The following is a 23,990-nucleotide window of genomic DNA, read 5'->3' as shown; positions in this document are numbered from 1 at the left end:
CCACTTTGATGCACACCCAGCGCGGCCGCCTCTTAGTTCTGCGACGACCGCGTGGAATGCGCGCTACTGCTCTCGATGTATGGCCGATGTATGAGGGCAAGTCGGAGCGCCCTTATGACCTGCGGAGAGGACCTCTGGCAAGTAAGACAGCGACGGTGCGAACGCTGCTGCGTTTGTCACCATTTATCCTCTCCGCTGGTGCTGCCTGGAATGTGCTCCCATTTGACTTCCTTGTAGGTGAACGACCAATCTTCCATGTTCTGGAAGAAGTTGTTCTGTGGGTTAATCGTCAGCGGCACATAGGCCTTGCCCGCGACTAACGTTGCGTTCTTCCAGCTTATTTTGAAGAAGTTCTGCGGCTGCGGCAAGCCGGCCGAATCGGTGCGATAGAAGTCGCAGACCACCTGTTCGAGCACTTCGTTGGTGGCCAGTGCCTGCCACAGCAGCGGCGAGGACCGATCGAAGAACTTCGTAAAGAGGACTGGCTCGTGGTTGCGAGCGCCCGTGGCGACCCCGCTCGTCACGTCACGTGGAACGACAACGCCGCTGGTGAAGCCGACGACCGTGATCTTCCCTTGTTTACTTGAGTCACCCTTAGCGACCTGCCCGATGCTGTCCGGCTTGGAGGCATCTTTAGAGATGTCGCCCTGTTTCAACCCCTTGATTGAGATGTAAGCTTCAAGTGACACTTTGGTCCCTCCGTATCTCTGGCATGCGTCGGAATGTTCGGGCACGATCGTTATCGCAACATTCATGCCAAGGGCCGTGCGCATCCTTGGCCTGTCTTGGGGCTTTCTGGGTTCTTGACTGTCAACAACAGCACTCGGATGTGGGGATGTCCCGATCGGTGTTGAACTACGTCGGGCCGACGTTGCCGGAGTGAATGTTACGCGGCCCTCGTGACGTGGGCAACGGGCTTGATCGTCATGCGATCGTGGTGAGCTTGAAGGGCCGCACGCAGAACCGACAATTGCTTATGCGCCTTCAATCGTCGGAAGCCCTTGTTGGCCTCGATCATGCCGGCCGCGACCCATCGCAAGGCCATACCGGCATCCCGCCAGCGTTTGACGTTGCGCGTGACGCGGCGAATGGTGCCCATCATGTTCTCGACGATGTTGGTACAGGCGAGCGATCGACGAAGCTCCTTCGGCAGCTTCAACCGGACGACAGTCAGGATTTCGTCGAGGCCTTCGAGGATGCTGGCCGCTACGCCGGGCCATTGCTGGTCGAGTCGACGCGCGAGATTGCGGATCAATTTTTCAGCCTTGTCGGCGTCATCGAGCTCCCAGGCCTGGCGCAGCACCCGACGGGTGGCCGCATGATGTTCTTTCGGCAGGCGTTCCACGATGTTGCGCGCCTTGTGGATCTGGCAGCGCTGGATCGCAGCGGCCGAACCGAAGGTGCGGCGGATCGCCTTCGACAACGCTTTCGCGCCGTCGGCGATGAACAGTCTTGGCACCGTCGGGTCGAGCCCGCGCGAGACCAGGTTGTCCAGCAGGGCCTGAACCGTTGCGGCATTCTCGGTCGCCCCTTCCACCAGAGCCAGCGGATGCTTGTTGCCTTCGCCGTCAATCCCGATCGCGGCGACCAGCACGAGATCGTCGCCGAGATGCAGCCCATCGATTTGGACCACTAGAAGGTCGAGCGCGGACAGGTCGGCAGCCATGAAGTCGGCCAGCCGCGCCGCCGACAGCGCTACGAATCTCCGCGAGGCCGCCGACTTCGAAACCCCCGATCCGGGCGGTGCCGGCACGTCACCCTCGGGCAGCCGGACAGCGCGGCCGAACCGGCGCGTCGACACATTGATCAGCATCAGGTTCATCGCCCAGCGACCGAGCCAATCCTCCTGCGCCGCCGTTTCCCAGCTCGGGATCGTGACCTCGCGGCCGTCCACGCCCCGGGCCCGCGGGCGCTCGACCTCGATCTTGCCGCCGTGGAAGCCGATCCGTCCCCGCGTTCGGCCCCAACGGTGCGCCCGCCGCGCCGCGTCGCGACCGTGGCGCAGCCCGCAGGCCGCCGTGACATCCGCCTCCATCATCGTGCCGAGCGCCTCGATCCCTGCCGCAAGGCAGAACCGATCGAAGCTCGCCCGCACTTCTGCAAAAGCTTCGTCCACAGCCCCGGTCGCCGGCGAACCAGCCAGTGTGATATCTCTCGTCATGGCGTTGCTCTCCTTTGTGGAATCAGCACCCCGAGCCTACCGGCTCAAGGTGGGCAACGCCGACCTCTTCAGAAATTCAACAGAACCCGGGACATCCCCCTCGGATGTCCAAGCACCGACATCACGTGATGGCGGTGTCGCGGACAAAAGACGATCTGTTATGGCTCAAGGGGGCCGACTGCGTCCAATCGACACTCGACATCGAGAAAGGCCCGCGTCGCAACGTCGAGCATAGCCCGCCCCGTCACACGATAGCCCGTCGACTTATCGACGACGGCATTGCCATGAAGCGCGTAGACCAGCACCGTGCAAAACTCTCGCTGTCGTCGCTCCAGGTATTGGCAGGATAGGCTAAGGCGCAATTCTCTTCCGTCACGAAGGCGTTGCGAATGAATCCCGTTGGCCGACGGCGGCGGTATATTGATCGAAGCTCCGTCAGGTTCTCGATGCCGCGATCTGACTGACAGTCCTACGCAGCTGAGCATGGACAGGAGGACTCATCTTAATAAAACTGGGAGTCCAATACTTCTCCGTCGGGTCCACAATTGTGACGCTTCGCTCTAACAGTCTGCCGGAAAAATCTTAAATGGGGAATTTTCATTTTTCCGCCGGTCGTTTTTGGAACGGCGCGGTAGAGTTGGATGTAATTTCTAGCTTGTTATTGAGTGTGCCCCGGCGCGGGGTGGCTATGCGGCGAGCAGTTTTGGAATTCGGATCAGGTTATAGGCGATCAGATTAAGCAGGAAGTCGGCGGCGACGCGAGCGATGCCCCGATGTTTGGTCTTGCGCATGGTGCCATGCTGCTTGCCCCATCCGAAAATGCACTCGACCATCGCCCGGCGTGATTGCGACATGCCGTATCCCGGATGCCGCGTGGTTCGTTCGTCGATCGCGCTGTTACGGTTCTTGCCGGTTTTGGTGATGGCCTGGTTTCTGTATCACATGCGGCGTCACGCCGATGGCGCGAAGATTGGCGACATGATCGGCCGTATCGTACGCCTTGTCCTCACCAGCCGTGATGCGGCGACCTGCGGCTTTGCGTCTCGCCTTCAGCATGACCTCCGCAGCCCGGCGCTTGGCGGTGCCATTGGCATGCGTGACCCTGCCGGCCACCGCCAGCCCATGCCGGTTCTCCATGGTGGCGTGGCCCATATAGCAAAGCTTGGCCTCCCGTCCGGCCGCCTTGCGATAAAGCCTGCTTCATAGGTCACGATCATAGAGTCGACTGTACTAAATGTCGGATTCTGGCCGATATTGTTGATTGGCGATGGTGCTTCTGGCGGCATTACCGAGTTGATTGTTGACAAACGTGTTTAGGGTCCAGCCAGCGATTCCAATCCCGAGATCCGAAAGCTCGGATCTGACAGAAGCTGTATCTCCGGGTCACTGGTGCTCGAACTGCCGGCGAGACTAGCTATCAGGGAAAGGAGAATACGCTCTCTTGGCTTCGCACTTGGTCGAGAGATGAAAGCAACTACGCCAGCCAAGTATGCCCGCATGGATACTGGCGCTATACCGCAACGATGCATAGTGATTTCCACGTCCATCGATTTGAATGAAATGCACTTCCTGATCTATCGTGTCCGCAGGACCAAGCCCAGTGAACGCCGCACCTTTTTCGCGGAGCTTCTCGAATTTGCGAATGGGTCAATCTGCTTTTGACTTCTGCTCTTGGCGGTCTCCTCCGCACTGTCGCGCGTTGTGGTAGACCTAGCTGCTTTTGGTAGCGAGTTCCCAGAAAGGCGCGCTGCTACTTTACGGCAATCGCTATATCTGTCCGATGGTCGTGGCGCTGGCCGAAAGGCGATGCGCAAGGTCGGCGGACACGAGCCCCCTTCCGCGGCAAATCGACCGAACGCGGCCGGATGATTTGCGCCACTCGAATGCTGACTCATTTTCGAGACGCTTTAGCATCTTACTTCAGCAAGGATGTCGCCTCCCGAGTCTGCGGCGCGTTAGCCCTCCCATCCAATGGCGTGTGGCGTTCTGCTGGGTTCACTTCTCTTCTCAAACATCTATTCGCGCGAACATGCGATAAGAGCAGTGCACTATCGGTGAATTTGCCGAGCCTTGCTAGGCAACCTTCGTGGACGTGTGCTTCGTCGTCTTGAGGCGCGTTACACTGCATCGACCGTCGACGCTGACGGGCGCGTCACCATCGATTGCGGCACGATGAACGACGCGATGCTGGTCACCGTAATCGTTGACCGCATAATGCTGCGTTGCGCGGTTATCCCAGATCGCGACATCGCCTTCTTTCCAGCTCCAACGTACGGTGTTTTCGGGAGCCGTGATATGAGACTGGAATAGATCAAACAGCTTCTGACCGTCGCGTTTTGGGATATCAATAAACCTTTGCACCAGATCGCCGAGCACCAGCGCGCGCTCGCTGGTCTCGGGATGTACACGGACCACCGGGTGCTCCGTCTCATAGATCGTTTTGGTAAAGACCTCATCAAAATGCTTCTGGTCGATTTCGCGAACACGGCAGGTCCCGGCGTAGTCGAAGGCGTTGCTGTGAACGGTCCAGAGTTCGTCGGCAAGCCGTTGGAGCGGCCGCGGCAGATCCAGATAGGCGGCCACAGCGTTCGACCAAATCGTATCGCCACCGGACGATGGGACCACAATGGCTCGCAGCACCGCAAGTTTAGGATACGCCGCGAGAAAGGTTCCATCGGCGTGCCATACATCAGCCCGGCTACCTCCGCGCGCGGAATCAAGCTCGATGATCGAGGCCGTTCCATTGATCTTACCGAGTGTCGGATGCGGCACCAGCCTTCCCAAACAAGCAGCAAATCGCTCCTGCTCCGCGTCATCAAGATGCCCCTGATCGCGGAAGAAGATCACCTTGTGTTCGAGCAGCAAGCTGTTGATCCCAGCGATGGTTTGGCTCGGCAAATCACCCGAGAGTTTGATATTTCTGATTTCAACACCGATGCGCGCTGCGCGCTTGACGAAGTCGCTCAGTGGAATGACACTCTCGGTCGAAGGCGTTTGTTTCATTGCGAATTTTTCCAAAGCTTTGCGGATTCTTTAAGCGAACGAGGGCGCGTGTGACTCGGTTTCGAAGGCGAGCCTCGCGCTATGGGGTACTCTCGAGCAAGCACCATGCCAGTCGGAAAACGGAGCTGTGAACGTCCGTCAGGTACAGGATCGGATTTAAGTCGAACAGTTTGCCAGGAACTCGATGCCACCTCCCACCCTTTTTCCAACGCCACCCGGGTCGGTGGCGAAAGGCATAGGGCGCATAATCGACAGGAAATGTACCGCTCGGCACCCGAAGAGAAAGGCCATACGGTCCTCGTGCAACGTCGGGCAGCCAGCTGTGCGTACTGTTCTCGTCCAGTATGCGCCCTCCGCTTAACATTTGCGGACGTCGGCCAGTCTCGAGCCGCCTCTGCGAACGGGCCATCACCGGCTCTCAAGGTGTCCGGGACCTGCCCTGGCCGTGATCACTGCCGAAACATCATCGGCTGGAAATGGAAGAGGAATAGATGACCTTGGAAGAGCTCCAAACGATTGAACTACGGCTTCATCCAGGCGAAAGCCATTGATCCGCGGCACTGGGATCGCGATGTTCTCGATGCACCGACGTCCGAGCACGGTGAGGCAGATGTTCTGCACGGTCCGGCTGGGTTTGCCCAACAAACCAAAGATATGTCCACTACCGGTCTTTATAGGTGTTTCAATGTTGTCAAAGTAGTTGCCCTCGATCAGTACTTGCACAGATGGTCCCAGCATCCACTGCATGGAAGAATCCGCCGCTCTGTTGCGCATTCGTGTTGTGGAAGTAATTGTTAAGGAGATGAATAATAGCCCGCGCACCGTCAATGTGCGGCGCCCGCCCTGAGATCTCATGGAAATAGTTATTTGCGATGGTGATCGTCTGCGGGACACCAAGAAACAGGAGATTCCAATAGTGCTCCCCGTTACAATAGGAAGAATAGGTATCGCTGCCATCGAAGTCGTTCCAGGAAATCGTAATATTCGTCGTAGGGCCAAAGCCGCCGGCAATCATCTGCCGCCCGATATTATGAAATCGGTTGTGATCGATCCAAACCAGGTCGGCTCGTGCAATTGCAATAGCATCGCCGGCAAATATCACGCCCTGATTGATATCACTGATGGTCAGGTTGCGAATAACGACATTGCTGCCCCCATTTAGGCGTAGCCCCTTCCCTTTGATTGTAGAACTCGGGCCAACGCCGATCAACGTCTTGTTTGAGCCAATCTCCAGCGGGCGCTTGCCGGCCCTGTCGAAGCCGACCAATGTCTTCTCCTTGCCATCGCAATGCGCATCGTTGCCATCCATAAGGAGAAGGGACTCACGCTTGTAAGGCGCCGAACAAGCACGGCCGTATTGGCAACCCTGCCCCTCGCCTTGCCCTTCCGTACCGGTAAAGTCTATGGTTCCGGCTACCTGGATCTCGCGCGGACTATTGTCATTGCAGTGCCCGAAGCTGTACGAACGACATAACTCATACTTCAGAGCTTTGGTTGATCTGACCTGAACTACCTCGCCTCCAAGGCCGCCCGTCGCTGCAGAGCCAAAGCCCTTGAGGGCTTCCGGTCGCACATTGTTCGATCCGAGCACGGAAGAGACGCCGACGACGACAGCAAGTCCACCGAGCACGCACAACGACCGCTTGATGTGCTTCATCATGTCCTTCATAGGCATGTGCTCTCTCTTACCCGGAAAATCCGCACGAGGACTTGAACTCTCGAACTCAAATGCTGAACTGGAATAGGCCATCAGCATGCGGCGTTAACGCCATCAGATCGTCCTCAATAAGGCAGGATCGGAAGATCGGAACCATGCTACGCAACAACCGAAATGCGCAGCCGCAGGCTCCGCTGTGATGCATCTGGTTGCCATTGAGCCAATCACGGCCGATGAAAGCAGCGGTCGATGCTTCGAGAGCCCCGTCAGCGGAATACTGTAGGGTGCAACACATCTGGCCTCGGAAGATGGGCCGTTGCTCCTGACCGTTTTGCTGGACCGGCGGGAGGCGCTTGAGCTCTTCGGCATTTTCAACCAACACCAGAACGCGTGGTGCATGATAATTCGCATCCCGCGGGAAACAGATAGGCGGCGCGGCTGGGATCCTCGTTTTCCTGGATTGCACGTCGGATGTTAGACCCCCTCTTGTGCGATATAGATGGGCGAGCTTGGGCCCGTATGTCGCGTGCCCGACACATCACACGGACGGACGCCTCCTACACTTCATGACCGGCAATGTCACGCCACCGGAATGGCTACGATTTCCCGGTTTTGATATGTCCGACCAGTGCCAAGGGGCGGATCTAGCACAGCCAGTCACCGCCAACCTGCGACTCACGGCGCGGCGAGCTGATGCGGCAACGGCTCAGCCGCAATTCTGGTCGTCCCCCCTCATAGCCCGAAGGTGAAGCTGCTCATGTGCTGCAGTCATCGCCACGAAGAGCCGAATTCGTCTTACCGCCCCCAGGGGCCTAGCGCGCGCGGAGGATTGAAACTACGTACCAAACTGCTTCTTTTGTGATCCAGCATGAGGCGTACCTTAGTCCGAATCATGACTCGCCCGGCTTTCCGTCGGGCTGCCGGGGAGCTTCGCCGATGTACACGCCGCCCTCCTTCCAAGTTGTCGATATCACCGACGTTCATCAGACGATGCGCGAGGCACGCTCGGCGACACTGATCACTGCTACTCACGAGGGGCTTGTTGGAACGATGCTGCCCGTAGTACTCGACGGGAGCGAAGGCTCCATGGGCACGATTTTCGCCCACGTGGCGCGTGCGACTCCGCAGTGGAAGCTGACACGCACTGGCGAAGCGATGGCGATTTTCGCTGGGGCAGAGGCCTATGTCAGCCCCTCCTGGTACGTGACCAAGCACGAGAGAGGCGAGGCCGTACCTACGTGGAACTATGTCGCTGTGCATGCCTATGGGCCGATCGATTCTTCGATGATGCCGATCGGCTGCGAAAGGCGGTCACGCGACTGACCGATGTGCATGAGCGCTGGGGCAAAGACCGTTGAGCGGTGTCTGACGCCCCTGCCGATTTCATCAGAACGGAGCTTAAGGGGATTGTCCGTCTGCGATTGCAAACTACACGGTTCGATGGCACGCGGAAGATGAGCCAGAACCGCAACGCGGCGGATCGCGCCGGCGTCATCGAGGGGTCATCGAAGAGCGACCGTGACGAAGACCGTCGTGTGGCTCACCTCATTGCGATGACGAACCCGAACGAGGTATTGTGAAAAACGCGGTACCACTTGCATTTCTCCATATCCTCGACTGCTCTCCTTCTGCACAGCGATGCGCCGGCCGCGGTCGGTTCCTGCTCGCGTCAGGTGCTTTTACAGAGTCGTCCGTTAACAACCCGGTTGAAGCGGTGATCGGTCGCTGGCAGCAGCGATGAGGGCGGTCAGGATCAGGCACCAAAGAGCCCTGAACCAGGCGAGGATGCGGCGGAAGTTGTGGCCGACGGCTGAGAGGATGACGTTGGCGGCGTCTCCTGCGCGGCCTTTGAGGTAGCAGCGGCCGAGGTGACCATCGGTCTTCAGGTGTCCGATGATGGGTTCGATGGCGGAGCGGCGGCGCAGCTCGCGCTTGATGACACCGAAGACGCCGCGCTTTTGACCCGAAATGAAGACGCGACGGGGATTCTGTGCGTCGTGGCCGCGATATCCCTTGTCGACATAGGCCCGCTCGATCGCACAGCCGGTGAGCGTCTCGGTGCGGTCGATGACGTCGCGCAAGGAGAGCTGGTCCCGGTTGTCTGAACAAAATCTCCGCGTCGATAAGTGGAGCGTCTGCCGGGGTTAGGCCGCCATGCGGATTGGCGGCTGGTTGAAGTAGGCTTGATCCGGTGTGCTGCCGTCAAGGCTCGAGTGTGGACGTCGGCCGTTGTAGAAGTCGAGATAGCGGCCAATCGAAGCTCGCGCCTCGCCGACCGTTTCGTAAGCTCGCAGATAGACCTCTTCATATTTGACGCTGCGCCACAGCCGTTCGACGAACACATTGTCCCGCCAAGCCCCTTTGCCGTCCATGCTGATGGCGATGGCTTGGTTGGTGAGCAGGCCCGTGAAGGCCGCGCCAGTGAACTGCGAGCCCTGATCCGTGTTGAAGATTTCGGGCTTGCCGTGACGCGCCAAAGCATCCTCCAGGGTCTCGACGCAGAAGGCCGCCTCCATCGTGATCGACAACCGCCACGAGAGAACCCGGCGGGTTGCCCAATCCAGCACGACAGCGAGATACACGAAGCCGCGCGCCATCGGGATATACGTGATGTCCATCGCCCAGACCTGGTTCGGCCGTGTGATCTCCATGCCGCGCAGCAGATACGGATAGATCTTGTGACCGGGCTCTGACTTGGTCGTGCGCGGACGGCGATAGAGCGCCTCTATCCCCATCCGCCGCATCAGCGTCTTCACATGCCGGCGGCCGACCTTGCACCCCTCGGCAGCCAGCAGGCCGCGCAACATACGCGAACCGGCGAAGGGATACTCCAGATGCAACCGATCGAGCCGTTGCATAATCGCGAGGTCGGCGGAGGGCACCGGACGCGGCAGGTAATAGACGCTGCCACGGCTGATGTTCAGAGCTTCCGCTTGCCTAGTGATCGACAGATCGTGCTCACGGTCGATCATCGCTTTGCGCTCAGCAACCCCGCCTTGGTGAGCGCTCCTTCTAAAAAATCGTTCTCCAGCGTCAGCTCTCCGATCTTGGCGTGCAACGACTTCACGTCGATGGCACGGCCCGGCAGATGCCGCGGGACCTGCCCCGAAAACGTCAGAGGCACCGCCCTCCAGTTGGGCCTTCCACGCCGTGATCTGATTGGGGTGGACATCAAAGTGCTCGGCCAACTGCGCCAGCGTTCGATCGCCCTTGATGGCGGCCAGCGCTACTTTCGCCTTGAAGGCCGGGGAATGGGTTCGGCGGGATCGTCTGCTCATCGTCGCTCCTGTCTGCGGCAACTATCGCCGCATTCAGGCAGAAACTCCACTTATCGCGATGTTCAGATTTCTGAGACCAGCTGTAGGTGTGACCGTCGTACGGGTTGTCGGGCAGCGCCCTGGCGTGCAGCACGAACAGGCCACCGGGAGCACGGCGGTTGTTGGTGACGATGGAGGCTTTGACACCGAACTCGTAAGGCGCGGCTGCCTTGCCCTTGCCGATACACTCCACCTCCGGGGCGTGGAAGGAGTAAAGCTTCCAGCCGCGCTGGCGCTGCTGCTGCGAGCGGATCTGCGAAGCCCGGCTGAGCGGGAGGGCGAAGGCGTTCTCGAGCACCGCCTGCCCTTCGATCTTGCGGCGGATATCGCGAATGATCCGGCCCAGCCGGCTGCGCAGGATGCGCAACTGCCGCTGATGCCGCTTGAATTGCTTGGCATGAGCGTAGCGCCCCGCCATCATTGCCGCGGTCTTGGCGATGCGAAGATAGGACTGCCGCAGCCTGACCCCGTGCTTCCTCGCCAGGCGGTTGAGCCCCTTGATCGCCGCGTGCAGCAGCTTGGCATCGGTCGGGAAGGTGATGGCCTTCGGCTGCACGGTGGTATCGACCGTGACCCGCTTGAGGTCCTGGCTGCGCAACGCGCCGGCCTCGTGCGCTACCCGCAGGCTCTCGGCCAGCAACAGCTCCAGCTTGTCGCCGAGCCGCTTGCGCCAGTGGCTCAGGTCCGAGCGCTCGTGCGGGAACGCGTGCTGGAAGAACTCTTCGCCGGTGAAGTACTGGAAATACGGGTCGTGGACCCAACGCTCGCACACACCCTCATCGGACAGGCCGTAAATGTGCTTGAGCAGGAGCAGCCCGATCACGAAGCGGGTCGCGATGCCCGGACGCCCGTTCTCGCTATAGAGCGGCGCGATCTCGCCGTCGATCCAGTCCCAATCGACCTTGCCGGCGAGCTGAACCAGCTCGTGCTTCATGTTGATGATCTGGTCCAGCCTGGCCCGGAACAGATCGCCCGATCCCGTCGTCCTGTGCTTCTTCGGTCGCATCGCCACCTCCGATGCGACCACGGAATCATGACTGGCGATTCGACGGAATCCTGAAAATGAAATCGCAAGCTTCCGATGCCCGAAGCATCAAATCCCTGCAATCCCAAATCAGTCTACAAAGACAAATGCGATTCTGGCTCAGTCGCTTAGCCCAACTTCACGGACGACTACAGAGCACAGAAAACCACACACGAGGCCATCGCTTGCTGCGAGCGGCAGCAGCGGCGCGAGGCCCAACGCCAACTCCGGAGAAGAAGAGCGGTACACCGGTCGCAATCCGGAGCCTGCTTCGGGGCGCCTGACAGGAATGTTCTGCATTGAGATCCGATTCAAGGAGGCTGCGCCGGCTCCCGTTGCTAAACCAGTTTAGTACGGAATCTTGCGATTGGCGCTAACTGATCAGCCACACTGAAACTCTGCACAGCCACAGGCGAAGGTTGCATGCAATTAAAGTAGATCTCCGCATTGATGTCGCCCTTCCGACTCAAACAAAGATGCGGAGGACGATTGCCGTCATTCTCTCGAACACTGCGTGTGCAGCTTTCGTCCGATTCCGCTTGACGCCCTGCAAGTCTCAAGAGACTTGCAGGAAGCGCTCAAAGCGTCTTGAATCTGGACGTTACGGTCAGACTGCAGATCTTCTGACAATTCGCGACAATCTGCGCTCGCTCCAACACTGATGGGCAGTAAGAAAGCGAATGTCTCAAATCCGCGAGGTCTCGCCGCTCGCTTCTGTCACGATGATCGGGGCTCCCGGAGCGCCCTGCTCGATATCGAAGTCGAGCCTAAGACGTTGAAGAAACCTGTTCCGACCGATCCACGCCCTCCGGCGCAACCGGCATGCTGAACTGAAAGACGGCCCCGCGAGGATCATTGGCGCCCGCCCATATCCGGCCTCCGTGCGCCTCAATAATAGAATGGCAAATGGCCAGCCCCATGCCCATGCCTTCGGACTTGGTGGTGTAAAACGCCTCGAACACGCGGTCAGCGCTGTTCGGATCGACTCCTAGACCTGTATCCCGAAAAGTGACCACTACGTTATTCGAGTCATCTGTCCGCGCACTGATCAGTAACTCGCGGTCACCTTCGTTGATCTCGCTCATGGCCTCGATGGCGTTCGTGATCAAATTGAGAATCACCTGCCGGACTTGGACGCGATCTGCGCGGACGAGCGGCAACGCCTCAGTCCGTCGCGTTTGCACCCATACATCATTTTTCGCAAGTTCCGCGCGAACTAGGGCCAGCACCTCTAAGATCAATTCGTCAATTGCGAGAAGCTCCGTTTGCATAGGAGCCTTATTCATAAGAGCGCGGATCCGACGGATCACGTTCCCTGCACGCATACTGTCACGGACAATCAAACCGAAGGTCTGCCGAACTTCTTCCAGATTTGGCGGTTGAGCGCCGAGCCAATTTAGCCCCGCCCCCGCATTACTTCTGATCGCGGCAATCGGCTGGTTGACCTCATGGGCGATTGAGGCGGCCAGCTGTCCCATTGTCGTGATCCGATTGGCGTGTGCCAGCCCCATCAGAGTCTCGCGATACCGTCGTTCGCTTTCACGGGCTTCCGCTTCCGCTCTCTTTCGCTCTGTCAGGTCGAGGACGAAGCCAACACCTTGGTCGTCTCGCGCATCGAATACGGCGAGGCCAATTAGCACCGGCACGCGGCTGCCATCCTTGCGGACATACTCTTTCTCGAACTGCTGAACAGCTCCGGTCCTTTTTGCTTCTCTTCCAGCATTCAGTGTGCGCTCGTGCCATTCTGGCGGTGTCAGGTCGAGACCGTTCACTCGCCCCGCGACGAGATCCTCTCGGTCGTATCCTACCATCGTGAGGAAGGTTTGATTTGCCTCGATGATCTCGCCTCCTTCGCGAATGATAAATATTCCGATGACGTTAGCGTCGAGTAAGCGCCGGATTTTCGACTCCCGTTGCTGAACTTCGCTGTACAACCGGCTGTTTTCCAGCGCTGTTGCAGCTTGCGAGGCAAGCATTTTCAGCACCGAGTTGCGGGCAGCCGAGAATATGCGCGCGGCGAGATTATTCTCCAGATAAAGTACACCGATCAGCTTGCCCTGCGTGATCAGTGGCAGGCAAAGAATAGAACGCGCTTTGCGCTCGCGGATATACGGATCTTCCGCAAATGAAGGCTCGGCGGCAGCGTCTTCGAGAATGACGTTTTCGCGGACGCGTAGGACGAAATGCAGCACGGACTCGGGAAGCGCCATCGGAGTTACGGGCTGTTCATTCACCGTTACAAGCAGCGCATCCGCTACCGTTGTGGCTTCCGCCTCGATCCGTGGCTCGCCTCCATGCAGCAGAATTAACAAACCTCGTTCGGCGCCGGCCTGCTCAATGGCAGTCCGCATAAGCGTGTCGATTAGTTTTTGGAGAACAATCTCGCCGGAAATCGCCTGCGACACTTTTGTCACCGTCGCGAGATCAAGATGCTCAACCGGAGCTCCGATCCTCATTCCATTCATGGCAGGAGTGGTCTCCTCATGGCTGAGATGGGGATTCAGCTCGTCGAGCTGACGCACCTTGCCATCTGCTCCCCAACGAAGGTAGCCGCGCCGCGCGTCCTGCAGGTAAACCCGGGAGATTCTGTCAAAACCGCGCGCAGCATAAAAGCGCGCTGCAAGTTCGCAAGCGATTCCCTCGTGGTGGGCGAAACCGTTGCGTGCTGCGGTCTGGATTGAGTGTTCATATAGTCGCATTGCGTCTGCATCCCGGTATTCGAGCCTTGCAATTTCAGCGCCGACCAAGGCAGCCCGATTCTCAAAATTTTCAGGGCAATTCGTCGCCCATATCTGCAGCTGTCTGTAATGGGCATCAATGATATCCCAATGCTGCGGTTGTTCGCTTTCGCCTAGCTTGTCGCAGTAACATGAGTGAGACAGCGCACCATAGAAGTGAAGCTCCGCGATCAAGGGCTCCGTCGGCATAGTCCATAATTTGGGCTCCGCCTTGGAGCGAGCATCAACAGCCGCAGCATAATCGCCGGCTAGAAATCGCGCCTGAAGTTTGCGGATCCAGTAGACGGTTTCGCTAGGTGACAGCTCCGGACTCCGTGCCAACGATCGCTCGACGTCTAGCTCGTCAAACTGTTGGTCATCGAAGCAACCGAATGAGCGCGTGAGGCCGCGCATGTTTCTAATGATTGCGAGCTGAGCGGCTACGCCATCAGCAGCAAACTGAACCTTTCTATTCCGTATCGCAGCAAAACTTTTCTCTGCGTCGTTCTGCACCTCTTTCAGGGGATCTCCGGCCATCATCATATTTGAGGTTAGATGAAGCAAGCTGTACGCTTCATAGATGACATCGCCGCTGCTGACCGCAGCTGCGAGCGCTCGCCGAATCAAAACTCGGCCACCTCTTAGGGGCTTCGTCCACGGGATCACGTTGCACCCGAAGGCCAAATAGACGGGAGCCCGAAAGCGGGAGAACTCACCGCGATCAACCAGGTCGCAAGCAAGACGACCAAATTTGTCAGCTGCTTGGTAGTCACCGAAGCGCCCGGCCAAGATTCGGCCTAGCCATGCGTAATGGGCGCAAGAAGCATCAGTGTTGCCGTATTCGAGGCTGATGGTGACAGCTCTGCAGATGACCAAAGCGGATAAATTGGCGTCCGTGAAACCTGCGGGCGGAAGAATCCGCGTCAAGACGGCAAGCGTGGCGAGCGCGGTCTGATCTGTCATTGCAGGCAAACTAGCAAGATCCTCGATTGCGTTGGGCAGCTGCGACCACATCCGCTGATATTCGGCTAATGTTTCCTGGTCCGTCGGATGCTGCGACCACTCGATCCCGACGTCGTGAAGATATTCGAGCCCTGTGAGCACTGCCCGCCCGTGCTGACCGAGCGTCAAGTAAAGATCGACCCGCAAACAGGCGACCGTTGCTCGCTGGGGCCCGTTCAAGGCGCGCTTCGACAGAGCGGACAGGAGGCTCTCTGCAACGTCCAGGTGGCCTACCAAGAATTCGCATTCCGCCCGGCTTGTCTCCAGTGCAAACGCGAGTTCGTGGCGCCTTCGCCAAGAGTGCTCCGCGAGCAGCGCAGCACCGACGGTGAAATATGTGAGTGCCGAGGCGTAGGCCGCCGACGCCCTGGCACGCTGCCCTGCGACCAAATTCAGCTCTGCGAGCTGCTCACGCTCCTGACCGGAGGCAATTAGCGCGACACCTCGATTGAGTTGGCTGACGATGTCGAAGATTGCCTCTTCGCGTTTGTGCGCAGGGGCGTGCGCCGCCAGCATCCGACCGATCCGCAGATGGGCAGGAGCGCGCGAGGATTCCGGCACCAGCAAGTAGGCCGCCTCTTGAACGCGATCGTGGAGGAAGCGGTAGACTGTTCCGTGGCGCGCGATCAGTTCCTGCCGGATCGCCGGCCACAGGGTCGCATGCACTTGCTCCTGCGAAGTTTCGAGCACGATCGCAAGCTCCGCCGTCCCGGCGATGTTGCCGAAACAGGCCAGCTGTTGCAGCGCGTCCTGCGTTTCCTCGGGCAGGCGGATGAGCTTGCCGAGCATCAGATCTACGACGTTCTCGGTGTACGCTTTTGCGTGAATACGCTCGAGATCCCATCGCCAGCGCGCCGACTCGTGATCGAACGTCAACAGCTGCTCTTCGGCCAGTTCAGAAAGGAATTGAATGGCGAAGAACGGATTACCCATCGTCTTCTGATGCACCAACTTTGCAAGCGGGGCAGCGCGTTTGAGTCCGCAGCGAAGGGTATCCGCGACTAACTGCGCGACATCGTCTGCAGTGAGCGGCGAGAGCGTGATCTCCTCGAAATTTACGTCGGCTCTCCTGATGGAGTCCAGCTTGCGTTTGAGTGGATGGCCTGCATCAAGTTCGTTGCTGCGGTAAGCTCCAATGAGCAGCAGGTGCAGATCCGACTGGGTCAGGAGATCCTCGATCAAGTCGAGCGTTGCGGCATCATGCCACTGCAAATCGTCGAGGAAGAGCACCAAAGGATGGGTTCGCCGGGCGAACACGCCAATAAAGCGGCGAAGCACCAGCTGGAAACGAATCTGCGCTTGCCGGGCTGGAAGCTCAGCAACCGAGGGCTGCTCGCCAATGATCAGGCTCAGATCGGGGATCAATTCGACCATCAGTCGTCCATTCGCGCCGAGCGCCTCCCGGAGCGCTTGCCGCCAGGTGGCGAGTTCGCCCTCACTTTTGCTGAGAAGAGCACGGACAAGACTCTGAAACGTGTGCACTAGCGTCACATAAGGAACGTCGCGCTTCAGCTGGTCGAATTTGCCTGACACCAACTGCCCGCGCGAGGGCACCAGCGCTTTGTGTAGCTCCTGGACGAGCGAAGATTTACCGACACCGGAGTAACCAGCGACGAGCACCAACCTCGGCGCGCCGCTCTTCACCGCGCGATCGAAAGAGGCAAGCAAAGCCTCGATCTGAAGGGCTCTGCCATAGAGCTTTTCGGGGATGAGCAACCGATCAGGTGTGTCGTCTGTGCCGAGCTCAAACGGGTCGATGCGACCGTGGTTGGCCCATGCTGCGAGACAGTGTTGCAGATCGTGCTCAAGGCCAGCGGCAGTCTGGTAGCGTTCCTCGGCGGTTTTCGCGAGGAGTTTCATCACAATCTGAGATATCGGCTCGGGGAGGTTTTGCGATTTCTCGACGGGCGGTATTGCTTTTCTTGCAATATGACAATGGATCCACTCCAAGGGATCTGAGCCCGTGAACGGCAGCGCGCCGGTCAGCATCTGGTAGAATGTCACGCCAAGTGAATAGAGATCACTGCGACAATCGACCGAGCGATTCATTCGTCCGGTCTGTTCTGGCGCCATGTAGGGCAGCGAGCCGGCGATGAACTCGGCAGGCTCAGGCGGCACGCGCTCGCGGGCAAGACGGGAAGCCAGACCAAACCCAGTGAGTCGCACCTGTTCGTCAGGACAATTGACCAGAATGTGAGCGGGTTTCAGGTCCTTGTGGACCAAGCCGTGCCGGTGAAGCTTGCCCACGGCCCTCGCGATACCAACAGCGAGGCGCAGGAAGCGCTTGGGCTCCATACGGATCCCGAGTAAATTTAGCAGTGGCTCGCCGGATGGATCCTCCAGGACCAGCATAGTCCGACCAGCTTCGCGGATGAGTTCCAACGGCCGCACCGCCCAGGACTCGTCTAGCTCCTCCGTCAGCTCACACTCATGGGCGAGGCGGTCGAGCGTCGCTGGGTGTTCCGTGATGGGCCGCACGACAAGCACGACAGCCCTGCTGCCATGGATTTGCCGGCGCCACGCACGGCAGAACGCGCGATCACCGTCCTCCCACAGGGGCTGGATGTCACTGTCGACATTTGAGCCGAACAGAGTTCGGCTGAGGGGGTCCCGCGGCATTTGCCCGCCCGGTCAATAAGGAGTGAGCCGAAACCTGACACATATGGGGCGAGCTTGTGAAGGGACTTCGCAAACGGCGCGAGTACCGATTAAGGCCGCCAAAGAGTGGACCGCGGCACGCCGAGATGCGACTTACACACCCAATACGTGGCCCGACCGTGTCGATCCTAGCCCAATCCTGCGCGCCGGCCGGGCCTGCACAGCACCGGCGGCGGGCGCTGCCGACTAGCGCAGTGTGTGGGTGAAGGATTGTATTCGATAGAGCGGCTCGTGGCCCGTTACCCGACCATGGCCCACTGCCCGACGCGCAGCAGCGCCCAGATCGCTGCTACCGCTCAAGCAGACAATGACATGTGAAAGCTGATCGGTTTGCCCAGGATCGGCACAATGCGCGAGGCCATTGGACGCCGGCTTCTGAGCGCTGCATCGGCCTGAGCGTCCGGGCCGCGATGCGCAACGCCATCCCATGAGCCAATTGCGAGATCTCCTAGCGAACTGAAGCCCCGAGCGCCACAACTTCCTTCGCACAACGTCGTCCGAGTATGTCTTTCGAGCAAGCGACCATACCATCGACGCGCTCAGTCTTCAGCACCAAACTAACATGGCATTGGGCCGAGAAAAGTGTCTAGTTTCGAAGCCGTCCCGGCGCGCGCTGTCAGGGCCTTAGCGTGCGCCCGGTCCGTCCCGGCGTTATCTGTGAATTGTTGATCATGCTGTCCCCATGAAGCAAGCAACGCGGCGACATTGAGGTCGCCGTACCGAGCTAAGGAAGCACAGAGCCTGTGTATCCGACATATTGAAGGAGCTCGCCGTACACAATATTGCACTTGAGGAAGGCCGCCCCTTCGACAACGCCTCTCAGACGCTAGTCACGAGCCTGATTCACGATCGAAGCAGAGACTTAACTCCAAACGAGACGAATCCAGTGATGCGGCGGCGCGTTTGGACATTGACGGATCAATGAATCACAACGCCTGATCGAGCTACTTGAGCCAAAGAACTGAAGCAGCTTCCTGATTAGCATGAGCCCCTCGAAAATCGGATGTACTAAAGCTCGGAGCGCTCGGTCCAATTGCAGCAAATCGAACAGCTTGACCTTTCCGCCGACCCCGCGGACATAAGCGCGGTCGATATTGCTTTTTCGAACTGAAACCGCACTGGCGCGGTATCAGCTCGGCCTATTCCCCTCAAGGCCTGCACGAAGCTGTCGATCTCCGGGAGTCCCTAGATCTGAGGTCGATGCCGGCCGAGGAATACCGGACGGCGGGGCACTTACGCTGACAGGCGGAATGTCGCTTCCCCGGTTGACGATGGTGCGAACCGCTCTGAGGCGATCAGTCGATCGGTGAGCTCGGCGATCGCCTCGCTGATATCTGGCATGTGGAACGACCCTTTCAGAAGGCGGCCCGAGAGTTTGCCCACGCTTAACAGCACTGCCGCCAAAGAAGTTTGCTCCACAATCGGCCATGAAGGCGTGCTTCTAAGGCCCAAGGAGAAGCAAGATGCTCGGTCGAGTCGCTGAACACAAACGCCGCAGGGGCGCTCAGGCTAGAAATCCGGCCGAGAAGCGCGGTGCCATTTTCGAGATTGACGTTCACTCGTGGCTCCATTGTTGGAAGGCGCCATGCAGATCGACTCTGAACCACAGCATCAAGGGCGGATCTGCGAGCCACTGTGAGCGAAACCGCGCTCATAACTATTCTCTTCATTCCTGCTCCCATTGATAGAGCAACTGACCCGTGACAAAGGCACCCCTGATGCTCACCGAGCGCCCTATAGGACCTCGCTGATCGGAATGCCGCTCGCTTCGGTTCGCAGGAGGGCGAGTGCCGGCCATGCGAAGCCGATAGATCCGAGAGAGTTCTCGCTGCTTGAACCGCTGTTCAAAAGGCGTAAGCTACCCCAAAACCGGTGAAGAGAATTGCAATCAAAATGAAGAACAGCGGAACGCCTTCTTTGCCAACTCGATAGATCTAAACCGGCATCGTACAACCTGACGCTACGAACGATTCAAGCCCTTCCTGGCCGGTGCGAAGTAGCAGGGAGTCACTACCTACTCTGCCTTGCTGAGCGAGTCTCAGTTTCGCCGCGACTGGTTGCTTCATCGGAGGCAGCGTCACCACGGATGTACTAGCGATGTGGGCCGAACCCGACGCACTTTCTTCTCAACGGAGTGCGTCGGGCCGCCCATAATGACCCTGCCTGGGCCGTACGCCCTGAGCAAATCGATGAGCTACTGGCAGGTCTAACAACAGCTTCAGGTTGACCGCTCGGGGCGCGTTTTGTCGTTCCTATGTAGGTCAAAGAGCGAATTTTCAAGGCGCCCGGCACGGACCTATGATGTCCGCCAATTCTGGTAGGAGAATGATTCTTTCGCTGGATCAGCGGTTGTTTGGCTGATGCGGGAGAGCAAATACAACTGCGTTTTGGCGAACTGGTCCGTAGCTGGACACCGAGCGGAGTGTGTCCCGCCTCTCCATTCAGATTACGCCGCCTCATCTTGGGGTGCGAGCCTCGTGAAGGAAGCAACGACACGAACGGACGTGAGCGCCCCTGCAGCAGCTCGAGTTCGAGCATCTTTACTACAAACATGACGGAAAGGACTTGAATCGCACCCTGCGTCAGGTTGTACGAAGCCGGCGCAAGGTGCTTTCCTCAACCTCGCAAAGAGCAACTCACAGGCGCTCTGACGACGGAAAAAGAAGAGTTCATGTGCTGATGCCGCTGCTACTCCTCCTAATGTCTATTTTCCTTAGTATGGGTGCGATAGTCTACGCCGCTTGCCGATCTCAACGCCGGCGGGATCGGCGCATGCACAGGCACAATCACGCCAGTTCGCTCAGCTCGCGCCCCCGCGTTCAACTACCGAGGCGACGGGCATTCTGATCCTTCAGCCGCATAATGGGTCGTCCGCTGCAGCCTCATTCGCGAAGGCCAGGCGACACGCGCCGCCATGCTAAAGCGAGCGCCTCAAATTCTGGATTCGGTGCTTCTCGATCGGCTGCTGATCGTTTGATCGATGCCGCGGGGCCGATCCAACGCGACGGCGGACAGACGCGAAAGGCAGTTCTCGACCAGTCGGGCGGTTTTTGCTAGACTTTCCTGTAATGCGTCACGCTGGCGCGAATGGCTGACCCGTCACATACCTGGAAAATCTCAAAGATTTGCACTGCGCGAAAGGCCTCGAAAGGCACGCGGTCAACCAAAAGTCATAGTGAGGCGACAATTCTACTGTAAATCGTACAAATGAGGCTCTTATCGTGACCAAGCGCTCTGAACCGCGGAAGGAAGCCGCAAATGTCGAAGGGCCGGAGGTGAGGCCGAGCGTCTTCCTCGTCGACGACGACCTCTCAATGCGCGAATCGCTGGTCAACCTATTTCGTTCGATCGGTCTAGATGTCGTTGCTTACGGATCGGCCCGGGAAATACTCCAGAGCGAGCTCCCTGATGTTCCTAGCTGCCTTGTGCTTGACATCAGGCTGCCGGGATTGAGCGGCCTTGAGCTCCAGAGTGAGTTAGCCAAACTGAAGATTCACATTCCCATCATTTTCATCACCGCTCATGGCGATATTCCGATGACCGTCAAAGCCATGAAGAGTGGAGCAATCGATTTTCTCAGCAAGCCGTTTCGCGATCAGGAACTACTCGATGGCGTAGTCGCAGCTATCGAACAGGATCGGAAGAGACGAGGTGTAGACAAGGTGGTCAGGAGGCTGCAGTCCTTGTTTGAGGCCCTAAGTCCACGAGAGCAGGATGTATTGAAACTGGTTGCCGCCGGCCTATTGAACAAACAGGTAGCCGCGGAACTCGGGCTCGCCGAGATTACAGTCAAAATCTATCGCGGTCACGTGATGAAGAAGATGGGAGCTCGATCGTTAGCCGATTTGATCAGGATGGCTGAGAGGCTGGGAATTGGGACCGACCGTTTCAGGGTACAAACCTAGGTATGATTTTACAATTTCGTCGTACACGCGCATCCTTCTGCTGGCCGTCATGCTTCGGCCAGCGCTTTCGCACAACTAAGAACGGGTCGTCTTGTCTAGGTATTCAACTGTTTCCGTTGTCGACGACGATCCTTCGATTCGTGCCGCACTGAACAACCTTTTGAAATCGCAGGGCCACATCGTTCGTACGTTTGCATCGGCTGAGGAATTCTTGCGCTCGTCTCAATTGAGGGACACGTCCTGCGTCATTGCAGACGTGCAGATGCCCATGATGAGCGGCTTTGAACTTTTGGAACAGATGCGGGCCCAGGGCCACGCTGCGCCTTTCATCCTGATGGCTGGCTTCGCAGATGATCGCACACGAGCCCGCGCGTTGAGCGCCGGCGTAACCGGCTTTTTTGCCAAACCCTTTGCCGGTCTGGAGTTGATCGCCTGCGTCGATGAAGCCCTTCGCGAGTATCGTGGTGGATCGAACGCGTGAAGGATGGTGACCTGCCCCTGCCGATTTCCTCCGGTTGAAGTTAGAGTCCGGCCTTCTGAAGGACGGACAGATGAAGCGAGCCAGGTTTACGGAAGAACAGATTATCGGTGTGCTGCGCGAACATGAGGCCGGTGCGAAGGCGGCCGATTTGGCGCGTAAGCACGGCATCTCGGAAGGGACGCTGTACAATTGGAAGGCCAAATTCGGCGGGATGGACGTTTCGGAGGCCAAGCGGCTGCGGCAGCTTGAGGACGAGAACGCCAAGCTGAAGAAGCTACTGGCCGAGCAGATGTTGGATGCCGCCGCGTTGCGCGAGCTTCTGTCAAAAAAATGGTAGGGCCCGTCGCCAAGCGCGAGGCTGTCGCGCATCTGCAGGCCGAACTGGGCCTGTCAGAGCGGCGGGCCTGCTCAATCGTTAGCGCCGACCGCAAGATGATCCGCTATCGGTCGTGCCGGCCGCCGGATACCGAACTGCGCGTCCAATTGCGCGAGCTTGCCAATGCTCGCAGGCGCTTCGGCTATCGCCGGCTGTTCGTCCTGCTGCGCCAACATGGCGAGCCGTCCGGGCTAAACCGAATCTACCGTCTCTATCGGGAGGAAGGCCTCAGCGTCCGCAAGCGCCGGACCCGCCGCCGCGCGGTGGGTGTTCGGGCGCCAATCCTGGTCGAGGCTCGGCCGAATGCCCGTTGGTCGCTGGATTTTGTCCATGACCAGTTCGCCAGTGGTCGCCGCTTCCGGATCCTGAACATCGTCGATGACGTGACCCGGGAATGCCTGGCGGCAATCCCCGACACCTCGCTCCCGGGACGGCGGGTGGCGCGCGAACTGACGGCGCTGATCGCCCGTCGCGGCAAGCCTGGCATGATCGTCTCGGACAACGGCACCGAGTTCACCTGCAACGCCATGCTGACCTGGTCGGAAGACCACCAGATCGCCTGGCACTTCATCGCACCGGGAAAGCCGATGCAGAACGGCTTCTGTGAAAGCTTCAACGGCCGGATGCGCGACGAGCTTCTCAACGAAACTCTGTTCTTAGGCCTCGATCACGCCCGGGCCAGAATTGCCGCTTGGGCCGCCGACTACAACAGCCAACGCCCGCATTCTTCGCTGGGCTACCTGACGCCTGCGGCCTATGCCGCCAACCTCACCGCAACGTGCGACCGGCTGCGCAACCCCGACCAGCTCCGCCGATCGCACGTTGCTCACCCCGCGCCAAACGGCGTAACATCCGCTGAGGCTCTAATCGCCACTGGATGAAACTTCGGAGGCAGGTCAATGGGGAAGCAGTCTGGACCAAGCCGCACCGGCGCGGCGCTTGCGATGTCGATCAATGCGCGATTGCCCGTGCTTACCGCGTGCCAGTGGCGATCCTCGCCTTTGGATCTTGCCGCATTCCTGTCGCTGTTGTTGCACTTTCGGCATCTGGTTGAAGCACTTGCAACGTCGCGCTCCTGACAAGGCGCCTCTGGTATGACGCGCAATCAGACGAGGCGAGGCCCTCCTCGCTTTTAACGAAGGAGCGCCCCTACGTTCAGTGCCACGATCCTTGCTGAGCTTAGCGCGAAAGTGCCACGGCAGCGGCTTGTCGGCACGACCTCCTTACGAAAAAAAACATTCACCTAAAACTTGTGCGACCGTTCCAGATAGGTCGGGCACCCTTTTTGCGGGAGGAAAGACGCGGCGATCGCGGCCGAATCACGCAGTCGGTCGAGACGATCGCTGCGGAATTCACAAAAGCCACAAAGGCCGCATTATGGCGATGTTGGGCTTTCGAAGGATCGAGTGGTGTACGCCAAACTCGCCAACTTGCGTTCGCTCCCAGCAACCCTTCGGCGGGCCGAGGCACCCAAAACCTACGCATCCGTTGCAGGGCAACACAAATGCCACTGGTCGAAGCGATCTCAAGCCACGCCGACCACTCTCCCGCGCCGTCCCGGCCAAACGCAAGGCCCAAAGCGGTGGCTCTGGACGCGCGATAAGTCCGCGCACCGGGCCAGATCCGCGGCGGCCGTGTCCCTTCTACTCGCCGTGAGCGTGAGCATCCAAGTCCGGTTGGCGGGCTCCG

Annotated in this window: 11 protein-coding genes and 4 pseudogenes; 5 read left to right on the top strand and 10 right to left on the bottom strand. The window is 58.8% G+C overall.

Annotated features, from left to right (window positions below):
- Positions 1-176: 176 nt before the first annotated feature.
- Positions 177-689 (bottom strand): Hcp family type VI secretion system effector, encoded by a 513-nt coding sequence (locus ACVWW3_RS38065; protein WP_456651297.1) that lies wholly within the window; start codon positions 687-689, stop codon positions 177-179.
- Between the two features lie 197 nt (positions 690-886).
- Positions 887-2,161, bottom strand: a complete 1,275-nt coding sequence (locus tag ACVWW3_RS38060) for an IS256 family transposase (protein WP_456651298.1) — start codon at positions 2,159-2,161, stop codon at positions 887-889.
- Between the two features lie 104 nt (positions 2,162-2,265).
- On the opposite strand from ACVWW3_RS38060, the gene ACVWW3_RS38055 reads away from it, so the two are divergent.
- The gene (locus ACVWW3_RS38055; protein WP_456651299.1) at positions 2,266-2,511 is read left to right on the top strand and encodes a hypothetical protein; all 246 of its coding nucleotides are present in this window, start codon (positions 2,266-2,268) and stop codon (positions 2,509-2,511) included.
- A 336-nt stretch (positions 2,512-2,847) separates the two neighbouring features.
- On the opposite strand, the pseudogene ACVWW3_RS38050 reads toward ACVWW3_RS38055, so the two are convergent.
- The 4 genes and pseudogenes from ACVWW3_RS38050 to ACVWW3_RS38035 all read right to left on the bottom strand — a co-directional run.
- Positions 2,848-3,361, bottom strand: a pseudogene (locus tag ACVWW3_RS38050) (transposase); the annotation flags it as partial.
- A gap of 873 nt (positions 3,362-4,234) precedes the next feature.
- Positions 4,235-5,164 carry a TauD/TfdA dioxygenase family protein gene (locus tag ACVWW3_RS38045; protein WP_456651300.1) on the bottom strand — a complete coding sequence of 310 codons (930 nt, stop codon included), beginning with the start codon at positions 5,162-5,164 and terminating at the stop codon, positions 4,235-4,237.
- A 408-nt stretch (positions 5,165-5,572) separates the two neighbouring features.
- Complete coding sequence (locus ACVWW3_RS38040) at positions 5,573-5,911, bottom strand: hypothetical protein (protein WP_456672366.1); 339 nt, start codon at positions 5,909-5,911, stop codon at positions 5,573-5,575.
- Positions 5,856-6,920 (bottom strand): pectate lyase family protein, encoded by a 1,065-nt coding sequence (locus ACVWW3_RS38035; RefSeq protein WP_456672365.1) that lies wholly within the window; start codon positions 6,918-6,920, stop codon positions 5,856-5,858. Before ACVWW3_RS38035 ends, ACVWW3_RS38040 begins: the two co-directional genes overlap by 56 nt.
- A gap of 837 nt (positions 6,921-7,757) precedes the next feature.
- Between ACVWW3_RS38035 and ACVWW3_RS38030 the strand changes: the two are divergent.
- Positions 7,758-8,401, top strand: a pseudogene (locus tag ACVWW3_RS38030) (FMN-binding negative transcriptional regulator).
- Positions 8,402-8,515: 114 nt separating this feature from the next.
- Here the strand turns inward: ACVWW3_RS38030 and ACVWW3_RS38025 are convergent.
- The 4 genes and pseudogenes from ACVWW3_RS38025 to ACVWW3_RS38010 form a co-directional block, all read right to left on the bottom strand.
- Positions 8,516-8,914, bottom strand: a pseudogene (locus tag ACVWW3_RS38025) (IS5/IS1182 family transposase); the annotation flags it as partial.
- Between the two features lie 51 nt (positions 8,915-8,965).
- Positions 8,966-10,099: an IS3 family transposase gene (locus ACVWW3_RS38020; protein ID WP_456672364.1), complete on the bottom strand. Its 1,134-nt coding sequence runs from the start codon at positions 10,097-10,099 to the stop codon at positions 8,966-8,968.
- An 85-nt stretch (positions 10,100-10,184) separates the two neighbouring features.
- Positions 10,185-11,144, bottom strand: a pseudogene (locus tag ACVWW3_RS38015) (IS5 family transposase); the annotation flags it as partial.
- 785 nt (positions 11,145-11,929) lie between these two features.
- Positions 11,930-17,500 (bottom strand): AAA family ATPase, encoded by a 5,571-nt coding sequence (locus ACVWW3_RS38010; protein WP_456672363.1) that lies wholly within the window; start codon positions 17,498-17,500, stop codon positions 11,930-11,932.
- A gap of 3,260 nt (positions 17,501-20,760) precedes the next feature.
- Here ACVWW3_RS38010 and ACVWW3_RS38005 point away from each other — a divergent pair.
- From ACVWW3_RS38005 to ACVWW3_RS37995, 3 genes are all read left to right on the top strand, one after another.
- Entirely contained in the window at positions 20,761-21,444 is a 684-nt protein-coding gene (locus ACVWW3_RS38005; RefSeq protein WP_456651302.1) for a response regulator transcription factor, read from the top strand.
- Between the two features lie 91 nt (positions 21,445-21,535).
- On the top strand, positions 21,536-21,925 hold the full coding sequence (locus tag ACVWW3_RS38000; RefSeq protein ID WP_456651303.1) for a response regulator transcription factor: 390 nt from the start codon (positions 21,536-21,538) through the stop codon (positions 21,923-21,925).
- 70 nt (positions 21,926-21,995) lie between these two features.
- Positions 21,996-23,182 (top strand): IS3 family transposase gene (locus tag ACVWW3_RS37995; RefSeq protein WP_247350894.1). Its coding sequence is split into 2 segments (ribosomal slippage): positions 21,996-22,248 and positions 22,248-23,182, totalling 1,188 coding nucleotides; the frame shifts between segments, so codons are not numbered across the junction.
- The last annotated feature ends 808 nt before the right edge of the window (positions 23,183-23,990 follow it).

This window comes from Bradyrhizobium sp. LM2.9, from assembly GCF_054056555.1.
This window is presented reverse-complemented; position numbering and strand designations above follow the sequence as displayed.